The organism is Lactovum odontotermitis (assembly GCF_054658595.1).
This window is the reverse complement of record NZ_BAAGGQ010000008.1, coordinates 88,020-98,492: the sequence shown is the minus strand read 5'-3', so window position 1 is coordinate 98,492 and position 10,473 is coordinate 88,020. Positions and strand designations below refer to the sequence as shown.

The 10,473-nt window shown below is 37.8% G+C and carries 7 protein-coding genes; all 7 read left to right on the top strand.

Annotation, left to right across the window (positions count from 1 at the left end):
* Positions 1–200 precede the first annotated feature (200 nt).
* Positions 201–1,049, top strand: a complete 849-nt coding sequence (locus tag ACYQ2E_RS06155; protein WP_460017193.1) for an ABC transporter permease — start codon at positions 201–203, stop codon at positions 1,047–1,049.
* Positions 1,050–1,108: 59 nt separating this feature from the next.
* Positions 1,109–2,314 carry an ABC transporter ATP-binding protein gene (locus ACYQ2E_RS06150; protein ID WP_460017200.1) on the top strand — a complete coding sequence of 402 codons (1,206 nt, stop codon included), beginning with the start codon at positions 1,109–1,111 and terminating at the stop codon, positions 2,312–2,314.
* Between the two features lie 29 nt (positions 2,315–2,343).
* A complete protein-coding gene (locus ACYQ2E_RS06145; RefSeq protein ID WP_460017192.1) occupies positions 2,344–4,089 on the top strand; it encodes a glycosyltransferase in 1,746 nt (581 codons plus the stop codon).
* Complete coding sequence (locus ACYQ2E_RS06140; RefSeq protein ID WP_460017191.1) at positions 4,086–5,549, top strand: DUF2142 domain-containing protein; 1,464 nt, start codon at positions 4,086–4,088, stop codon at positions 5,547–5,549. The genes ACYQ2E_RS06145 and ACYQ2E_RS06140 overlap by 4 nt, the downstream gene beginning before the upstream one ends.
* Before the next feature lie 64 nt (positions 5,550–5,613).
* Positions 5,614–7,371, top strand: coding sequence for a hypothetical protein (locus tag ACYQ2E_RS06135; protein WP_460017190.1), 1,758 nt, complete (start codon positions 5,614–5,616; stop codon positions 7,369–7,371).
* A 456-nt stretch (positions 7,372–7,827) separates the two neighbouring features.
* Positions 7,828–8,769 carry a glycosyltransferase family 2 protein gene (locus ACYQ2E_RS06130; RefSeq protein WP_460017189.1) on the top strand — a complete coding sequence of 314 codons (942 nt, stop codon included), beginning with the start codon at positions 7,828–7,830 and terminating at the stop codon, positions 8,767–8,769.
* Between the two features lie 242 nt (positions 8,770–9,011).
* Positions 9,012–10,373 (top strand): hypothetical protein, encoded by a 1,362-nt coding sequence (locus ACYQ2E_RS06125; RefSeq protein ID WP_460017188.1) that lies wholly within the window; start codon positions 9,012–9,014, stop codon positions 10,371–10,373.
* The last annotated feature ends 100 nt before the right edge of the window (positions 10,374–10,473 follow it).

The following is a 10,473-nucleotide window of genomic DNA, read 5'->3' as shown; positions in this document are numbered from 1 at the left end:
TGTTCTGTGCTACAATTGGAGAAGGTCATCATGTCTCTTTTCTATATTGTTTTGTCGAAAAAACTATTATAAGAAAACATGATGATTTTTTGTTGGAAAAGTGTCCAACTTCATTTTATAACTTTCGTTGAATTCTCCGACTGCTGAAATATTCGAAAAATACTCAAATTTATGTTACAATGAAAAATGAAATTTAAACTATGAAATTATTGAATAAGAAAAACCGAGTTCTACTCAAAGAATTTATCAAGACAGATTTTAAACTCCGTTACCAACAATCAGTCATAGGTTATTTGTGGTCCATCCTCTATCCGTTGATGTATTTTGCTGTACTCTATTTGGTTTTTGTACAGTTTCTGCAGTTTGGTGCAGGTACGCCGCATTGGCCGGTGGCGATGCTTTTGGGTCTTGTCATTTGGACCTTTTTTGATGAGGCGACGCACCGTAGTCTTTATACAGTTGTAGGGCACGGCGGTCTTCTCAGAAAAATCGACTTTGAAAAGCCGGTTCTGATTTTTTCTGAAATCGCAGGTGCAGCGATTAATCTGGGGATTAATCTCTGTGTCGTGCTGATTTTCATGATTATCAACGGTGTCCGAATCGACTGGCACATTATCTTCGTGATTCCGCTGGCTTTTCAGCTGCTGCTGATTACAGCGGGAATCTCTTTTGTTGTGGCCACGCTCTATGTCTCATTCCGTGACATTGAGCCCATCTGGAACGTTCTGCTGCAGGTCGGCATGTATTTCACGCCGATTATCTACCCTATCTCTTTGCTGCGCGGAAAAAGCGAGCTGGTTGCAAAAATCGACATGCTTAACCCAATGGCGCAGATTATTTCTGACCTTCGCTGGGCGATTATCGGCCCTCAGGTCGGTCCGGTCAATATCGGCGGAACCATGGTCAATGCACCAAGTTATCCGCCGGCCTTCCAATTTATCCTGAATCCTGCTATCGCCAGCATTCCTTACGTCTTCTCCGTACTGATTTTCATTCTCGGATACACAATCTTCACCCGCCATGCGGATAACTTTGCGGAGGTTCTTTGATGGAAATGGAAAAACAACAAACTAGGCAGACTTTCCCCGCTAATGAAAACGCGGACAAAATGGGTGTGATAGGAGAAAACGCGACCCCCGACGACAATATCGCCATTCGTGTCAGCCACGTCTCCAAGTATTTCAAGCTCCCGACTGAGCCGACCAACAGCCTCCGCCGTGCCGTCGTCAATCGCTTTAAGGGAATTAAGGGCTACCGCAGGCAGGAAGTTCTGAAGGACATCAGTTTCGATATTGAGAAAGGTGATTTCTTCGGCATTGTCGGGCGTAACGGCTCTGGGAAGTCCACGCTTCTGAAAATTATTTCAAGAATTTACAAGCCGAACGCCGGCAGCGTCGAAATTAATGGACGCCTTGTCTCTTTTATCGAGTTGGGAGTCGGATTTAACGACGAGCTTTCCGGCCGTGAGAATGTCTATCTGAACGGTGCCATGCTCGGCTTCTCAACGACAGAAGTCGACGAAATGTACGACGAAATCGTCGAGTTTTCTGAACTGCAGGACTTCATGGACCAGAAGTTGAAGAATTATTCTTCGGGAATGCAGGTGCGGCTGGCTTTTTCTGTGGCAATTAAGGCAAAAGGAGATATTCTTGTTCTGGACGAGGTCTTGGCTGTTGGAGACGAGGCTTTTCAGAAAAAATGTGATAATTTTTTCAAAGCGATAAAAGGTGATAAATCTAAGACGATAGTTCTGGTTACTCATGATATGAATGCGGTTAGAAAGTATTGCAATAAGGCAATGCTTATTGACAGTGGTAATATTATTGAGTCGGGAAAAGATGTTGAAGAAATTTCATGGAATTACAGCAAACTTTTTCTTGGAGAAACAAAACAGATTGATCCCATGCGGATGGGCGACGGAAGTGTGCGCTTCGAGAAATATGATTTTCAATTTGATGATTCACGATTGCTTTTCAATTTTAAAATTAAGAATTACTCTGATCAAGATTTCAGCGGAAACCTTGATTTCGGGATTGTTTTTTATCAGGATGGAAAGAATATAGTCGGTAATCATCTTATTTCTGATAAGAGGCAAGGTTTGACCTTGAACTCATCAGAGATGAAAGATTTCTCAGTAGAAGTAGACAATCATTTTTCAAAGGAAACATTCACTGTGGATATTTTTTTGTATGCGGAGTCTGGTGAACACCTTTTGGACAGGGTGCGAGCTGCTTTCATGTTTGAAAATATTTTTGGCAAAAAAAATTATGGAAATTTTGTGATTCCCATTCAACTTGACGAAACAATAAAATAATATATAAAGTAAAGGAATTTAAATCATATATGCAGACTCTTCAAAATTTTGTTTTTCCACATAGCCTGGATTTCGGATCAAAAGAAAAGTATTATCGCCCAGATGGCCAGGTGGTTTTCTCGGAAGGTCAACTAAAGATGTCAAATACGTCAACTGTATCTTTTGATTCATATTATAACTATTTTTCAGTTCCGTTATGGAAAAAGAAAGTGGGCATTCAAAGCGCAAGCTTTTTAATTTCTGGCTCTGGAAAAGTTAAAATTGAATTCTTTGAGTATACTGAAAATTATATTAACTTATTACTTGATTCTGTTGAATTTGATTTGAATTCTGAGGATAAGTATATTTTTGAGCTGAATGTTCAAGATGCAAAACATTCAGGCTTGATTTTTCCTAAAATAACGGCTTTGGAAGATGTTTCAATAAAGTCAATGAAGTGGGAAACGAAGGATTCAATAAAACGGACAGTTAAACTCGGAATTTCAATTACACATTTCAATCGTAAAAACTATGTAGTCCCAGCAATTAAACGTATCAAAGAAAACCTTCTTGATAAACAGGAATGGCATGACAAAATCGACTTTGTTGTTGTAGATAATTCAAAAAATATTACGGTTGAAGAATCTCAAGGCGTTCAAATAATTCCTAATGAGAATACAGGCGGTTCAGGCGGTTTTATGCGCGGATTTTTATATTACAAGCATGAAACTGATGTTACGCATGTGCTGTTCATGGATGATGATGCAAGTCTTGAAGTTGAAAGCATCAAACGTGCCTATCAAATTCTGCAGTTTGCAGAAGATGATTCGACAGCAGTAGGTGCAGCCTTGTTCTTTGAAGATCGGCCTGATAATTTCATAGAACGTGGTGCGAAGTTAGATCCTAGTGTAACTTGGATGGCTAAATACCGTGATGCTTGGGGGCTCTCACGTGAAACAATCCTGTATTCTGAACAGGAGGATACCTCAAATGACTATGGTGGCTGGTGGTTCTTTGCCTTTCCAGTAAAACATGTTAAATATCTGACTCCTCCTTATTTTGTTCGAGGAGATGATGTCAGCTTTAGTACACTTAATAAGTTTAATGTTGTTTTCGCAAATGGCGTTGCTTGCATGGCTGAGAACTTTGAGGATAAGTTTTCTCCAATGACAGAGTATTTGGATATGCGAAATAAGATGATTGTGAATACTCTCTTTATTAATCGTTCTAAATATGCTGTGAAATATTATAAGTGGTTAGCACAAAATATGCTTTTAGCAGGACGGTATGGTTATGTAGATGTTTTGAAACTTGCATTGAATGACTATCTTAACCTCACTTCAAAATGGTTAGTTGACAACGCTGGAATGCAAGAGAACATAGTCAAAATAATGAATTTGGCTTCTGCCAATACTGCACAGACCTTAGATTTGTCACAACTTCCGATTGAGTTCAATCCTAAAATGGGTGAGAAGGGGAGATTAACTCTTCTAAAAATGCTTTTCTTTCCATTAGTGCACGATAAAATCAATATTCAAAGAATGTCGATTCTTCCGATATTTCAGCAAATGGCTGGTTATAAACGTGTATTGACTTACAATCCGAACACAAACAAAGGATTTATTGTTGAAATCAGCAAGAAAAAGCTTTTTAAAGGAATATTTTCAATTTGGCGCGATTGCTGGAAGATTCGTCGAAATTATGGAAAGGTACGGAAACGTTTGTTGGATGATTTGGATTATTTGACGAGTGAAGAAATGTGGAATGATATTTTGTTTCCTGGAGAAAATAAATGAGTAAGTTGAAAAAAACAGAGAATATTTTTATATTAATTCTAGTCGCCTTTTTTATCCCTTTTTTTATCTATTTTAAGCCGCTTCAATCCAATGATGAGAATCATGCTTTTCAAAGAGTGTACGGCATAAGTCAGGGGCTTTTTATTGTTAAAAATCATCCCTTGCCTGTTAGTGAAGCTGATATATCACATTTCGGTTTTATTCCAAATGAACCGAATTCATTGTTTCCAAAGTCAGTTGCAGAATTTGTTGAATCCTACCCTGGTTTAGAGAATTACAATGATTCTTTTGGCAAATGGGTGAAAACACCGCTAAATAAAAACGAGAGGATATTATTAGGGACTACTCAGTTTGATACTTATGCGCCTGTTGCCTTTTTACCACAGGCTTTAGCCGTAACTTTAGGAAAATTGTTCAATTCATCGCCCGTGATTTTGGATTATCTCGCTCGATTTGCAGTGTTTATTACCTATGCACTATTTATGTATTTTTCAATTAAGATTATCCCTGTAAAAAAATGGGCTGTGGCTGCAGTTGGTCTGCTTCCAATAATGATAAGCCTTTCAATCGGGATGAATGCGGATATCATGTCAATTGGTCCGATTGTTCTTTTTTTAGCAATTTTGCTTCGAAGTTATTTTGAGGAACGCTCAAAAAAGGAGAATGTCCTTGATATATTAATACTTTCATTGCTGGTGACGATTGCCGCTTTATCAAAGCCGTCAATGATTGCGGTGATTGTTCTCATCCCGCTTTACTTTGTTGATTATCAGAAAATTAAGTATGTTAAAAAGTTGGGGTTGAAGTCGTTGACTTGGTTGAAGATGATAGCCACTGTTGCTCCGCTTATCATTTATGGTGCTTGGACGAGTTTGACGTCAACTCATCATTTGGGGTTAAGTGATATTTACCTGACGGCAATTCCGCAGCTTTCCAGACTAAAAACGGCGCCGTTGGCAGCTATAAAATCTTTTATGACAGGAGCCTGGAATTATTTAAAGACAGGGTTGGGGTTGCTTCAATCTCCCTTCACTGATACAAATGGGTCATTGGATAGTCTGAAATTTAATGATTATGTGTTTCATCTTCCTTATCTATTTGGTTATCTTACATTAATCTCTATTTTTGTTTTTATTTTTGTCGGTTATCAGGAAAAGAAGGAAAAACTTTCGGCTGTCTCTGAGATGAGGCTTAGGTTATTGTCAGTTTTCATGGTTGTGGCTGTACTTGGCATAGTAGCTGCCACTTGGCTGGCGCAATGGATTACATGGACTCCGGTTGATTCTGATAGAATTTTAGGAATTCAAGCAAGGTATTATATGGCCGTTTTCTTTATTTTGGCTGTAATTCCGACTGGCAGGCTGTTTTGTACAACAGAGAAAATATATAAAGTGTACTCGATTTCATCGCTTTTGATATTATTATCAGCTTCGTCCATCGCTTTAGCATTGGCCCCTTGAAGACTTGCTTCTAGGTCACAGGAGCTGCCCGGGTAGTGTGGCTTCCAATTAATGAAAGAAAAGAATGATTCATAAATTTATAGCTATCCCTTATAAAATTAAAGTTTCTCTGATTATTTTATTTATCTCCTTGTTCTTGTTGATTCCGGAGATTAGTTTCGGCGGCGGCTCAGGTTTAAATGGTCCTGATATGTTTTTTCACATGACGCGTTATCTTGATACCGCTATGCAGATAAAAACGGGCCACTTTTCCTATTTTCAGCAGTTTTTCACCAATAACAATAGCGGACGGATCATGAATGCTTTATATGGTCCGCTTTTTGCTTATTTTCAAGGCTTTTTGCTTTTTCTTTGCGGTTTTCATGGCATTATCTGGTATGTTTCATACTGCTGGCTGACAAATGTCATAGGGATAAGCTGTATGTTTTATTGCCTGAGGAGTAGTTTAATTCAAAAGAAAATGGCTTTTTTGTTAAGCATTTTCTATGTCATTGCAGGGAATGGGAATATTCAGCTAGCAAATGGAACTTATGCGATTGGCTACGCATTTTTTCCCTTGGTTATTGCTGTTTCATTAAGGCTGTTAAAATCAAGTGGTAAGCCGGTTATTGTCTGGGAATTAGTTTTATCATTAACTGTCTTGGCTCAAACTCATATGTTGAGTTTACTTCTTGGACTGGGGATTTATTTTTTGGCTTTCATTTGCTTTACTTTCAAAAATTTTAGATCAAAAATTTATTTTCCAGTAATAAAAGCAATGCTTTTATCAGCAATTCTATTTTTATTTTTGAATTTTAATATCTGGGGAGCTTACTTAGAGGTTGTTTTGTCGAATCCGGGCTTAATCATGCCGCGTCTGCCGCTTATGATGGATTTACAATATACGCTTGATATTTCAGGACTGGGCTTTACTCAATTTTCAATTTTTGTAGTGATTCTTCTTGTGGTTGGATATATTATGACCGGTAGACACCTACGTTCAGAAACTTTGGATGTAAAGTTCTCTTTTGTCATTTCGATTTTGTTTACCATTTTTTCTTTTGGGTTAGTAAATTTGAGTTTTATTCCCAAAATTACTTTGCTTCAGTTTTACACCCGCTTTATGGTGATTGCTTTCCCGCTTGGACTGTTTTTAATTGGTAAGTTATTGTCTAGAGAAAATAGACAGTTAATTCAGTTTTTCACACTTATTACTCTAGTTTTCACGCTAATTTCCTACTTTTCAGTGACGGCACAGCAATCCAAATCTTTTGTTTCAAAAAGTTTTTCAACATTCCAAGATTCAATGGTGCCGCAAGATTACTTTGAGGCAATGACGAGCCCTCAGTTCCTCCTGAGTTCATCTTTTTACGAAAAAAGCATAAATAAGCCAGGTGTTGGTGAAGTTGATTATGTTCCCAATGGTTCGCCCTACAAAGTAACAGAATTATCGGCGCAAGGGAATCAAGGATACCTGAATTTCCAGAATTATTTCATAAACGATGTTTATAAACAGACTTATTTTGTTGGATCAGACTTGCAACATAGGGTTACTTCTAGAGGACTGGAAATTTCGTGGCGCTCGGAAAAAAATCAAAAAACCATGTTACCAGTTCTGAGTTATGCGCACACGAAGGTGATATTGAACGGCAAAGTTTTATCAAGTTCTGAGACCGATATTTCTTACATTGGTGCTTTGAAAGTAAACGCTCAAGCAGGAAAAAACGTGTTAATTATTTCTTATCATCCGTCAAAATGGTTCGTCTGTGGTGCATTTATTCAAATTGTTTCAGTATTTGGGAGTTGTATTTTTATTTTTGTAAAAAGACGAAACTTGGATTAGCAAACTCAGATTTTGTGATTTTGACAAAATCATGGAAATTTTTTCGACAGACCTCCTAAAATTGCACCTGTAAGCTGAACGTTCGTCCTCCTCGTTTTTTGAATTTAGCTCAAAAGTTCCGAAAAACTGTTAATCGTTAAAAAATAGTACTGATTTAACAATCGACATATTGCAGAAAAAGTATGATAAAATAATTGGGGTAACATTTCCGAAAGGACCACTAAAAACAAGGTGAAATACATTCGCAACGAAGTGAAAGCATCCGATTCAGCGGATAAAAAAATAGTATACTGAATCATTTTAAACATAAAAAGGCTAATCTGTAAGACAAAAGGCAGAGCCCCTAGTAGCCTAGTTGCTTCTTAGGCGCCTATTGGCAAATTGCAGACACATCATAAGTTTACAGAGGCCTATCAAAAGCCAAAAAATAATAGAATAGGAAAATTAAACATAAAAATGTCAGAAAAAATCGCCATTCTTATCCCTGCCTACAACGAAGAACAAACAATCACTAAAGTGATTGCCGATTTTCGGCGAGTACTTCCAGAAGCCGAGATTTACGTTTATGACAACAATTCAAAAGACAAAACCAGTGAACTCGCTCGCGAAACTGGTGCGCATGTTGTTTTTGAACCGCGTCAGGGGAAAGGAAACGTTGTTCGCTCAATGTTCCGTGACATCAACGCCGATTATTACATCATGGTGGACGCGGACGATACTTATCCGGCTACCGAAGTCGATAAGCTTTTGGAGCCGTTGCGCTCCGGTCTGGCAGATATGACGATAGGCGACCGTCTTTCAAACGGTACATATTCTAACGAAAACAAGCGTCCTTTTCATGATTTAGGTAATAACCTGGTGAAAGGCTTGATTAACAACCTTTACAAAGGCCATTATCAGGACATCATGACGGGTTACCGCGGGTTTAATCGTCTGTTTGTCAAATCTTTCCCCGTCTTGTCACCAGGCTTTGAGATTGAAACTGAACTGTCAATTCATGCGATGGACAAGCGTTTTAAGCTGGTTGAAGTTCCGATTTCTTATCAGGATCGGCCGGAAGGATCAGAATCAAAACTCAATACATATTCTGACGGGGTGAAAGTTCTGGCGACGATTTTCAGACTTTTTAAAGATTATAAACCGATGCGCTTTTTCGGCATTTTGGCTCTGCTTTTTTTCATCATCGGTATTCTAGTTGGAGTTCCGGTGCTGATTGAATTTGCACGGACTCAGTTTATCACGCATGTGCCGCTGGCGATGCTGGCAGTAGGTTTGATGATTCTGGCGGCTCTCTTCTTGATTTCCGGGCTGATTCTTGACACGATTGTCCGGCAGAGTCGAATGTCATATGAACTTTATATTTATCAGGTAATGGAGCAGAATCATCATGATAGATAAGTTGTGAATGGAAGTTAAGCTCTCACGAAATTGTAGGTATCAGAGTGCATTATTTGCAGGATTTTTGACAGCAAACGAACAACTGATGTAACGATTTCCTTTGATGTGATGGACAAGATGATATTAATGCACAGATTTGATGCTTGAAAAATATAAAAAATGTAACTTGTTTTTTTTAAAATTGGAAAGCTTGGAAAAGTAGGATGAAATAAGAACCAGACAGATTCAAGAGGTATGAATAAATGTTTAGAGAACAAAGCAGAACAGATGACAGAATTGAAGCGCTAGAAGTTAATATCAACGAAAGATTTAATTTCCTAGAGACTAAAATTCAGGATCTTCAAAATAGTAATAATGCAAATGCTGGATATCTTTTGGCCGTCAATGATTCGCTGAATATGATACTTCGTCATGAACATGAAAAGAAAGTTTCTGAAAAAATCAAAGTGTTTTATTTGGTTTCAAATTTAGCCTCAATCGATACTGTAAAGGATTTAATATTACGGATGTCTCAGGATGAGCGATTTGAGGTTTTTGTCGGTTCTATTCATTCAAGAATGCTGCCTAATCCTAATTTTGAAAATGAATCAAAAATTCATGAAAAGCTGGAAGAGTTAGGAATTGCTCATATCAGAATGCCATTTGATTATTCTGGTTTGACACTTTTAAAGCGGATAAATCCAGATGTAATTGTCCGTCAAACGCATTGGGATGCGGATCTCCAAGAGCATTACTCTTCTAAATTTTTGTCCTTTACAAGATTAGCAATTCTTGATTACGCGCTGGGAATTCTTGTTAATCCAAAATCGATGAATGCTGAATTTCCTATTCCCACAGTCGATGATCAAGCACAAAGATTAGCGTGGAGAGTCTTTCATTCCTACGTACCGGAAATAGATGAGTTATTGGCCGAAAATAGTTTGCCAAACCTTCATAATCAAGTGAATGTCGGAAGTCCGAAGGTTGACACAATATTAAAAGCTGAGTCAAAGTGGTTTAGAGAGACTACGAACAAAAAAATCTATTGGTTTTCACATCATTCAATTGGGAAAGACTGGCTCAACTTTGGACTTTTTCCAAAAATTTATAAAGAACTTTTGGCTTTTGCTCAGAAAAATCAAGACGTGGACATTGTTTTTTGTGAACATCCTTCATTTCGCAGTAGATTAATGGGGAGTGATTTGACAATCATAAGTGAGGAATATAATAATTGGCTTGAAGAATGGAATAAGCTTGATAATACATTTGAGCTTTCAGGAGACTCGAATTATATTGGTTATTTGAAGGGGGCAGATGTAATAGTGACAGACGGAATATCTTCCTTGACTGAGGGACAAATCGCTTCAAAGCCAATTGTGTTTCTTGAAAGAAATGATCATATGGCTTTTAATAGTCTCGGGGAAAAAATCAGCAATGGCTGGCATTCAATTAAAGAATCTGATAATTTTTTCCAAAAAATGTCCAATGAAGTGAATGACATCATGGAGCATGGAGATTCACTGAAAGAAAATCAAGAAAAGAATCTGAAATTGTGGACAGATTTTGGCAATCCTGTAAAAGTGATAATGGATGAAATTGCAAAAATCGGTGAGGAAGCTAACTAAATAGAGTCTATAATTCTATTCGATGGAGTTGAAACTTTCAGGATGTTGAATTCTTTCCCAAAGTCTAAGGTATTTAACTGTATTGCGATTTCTCATCCAA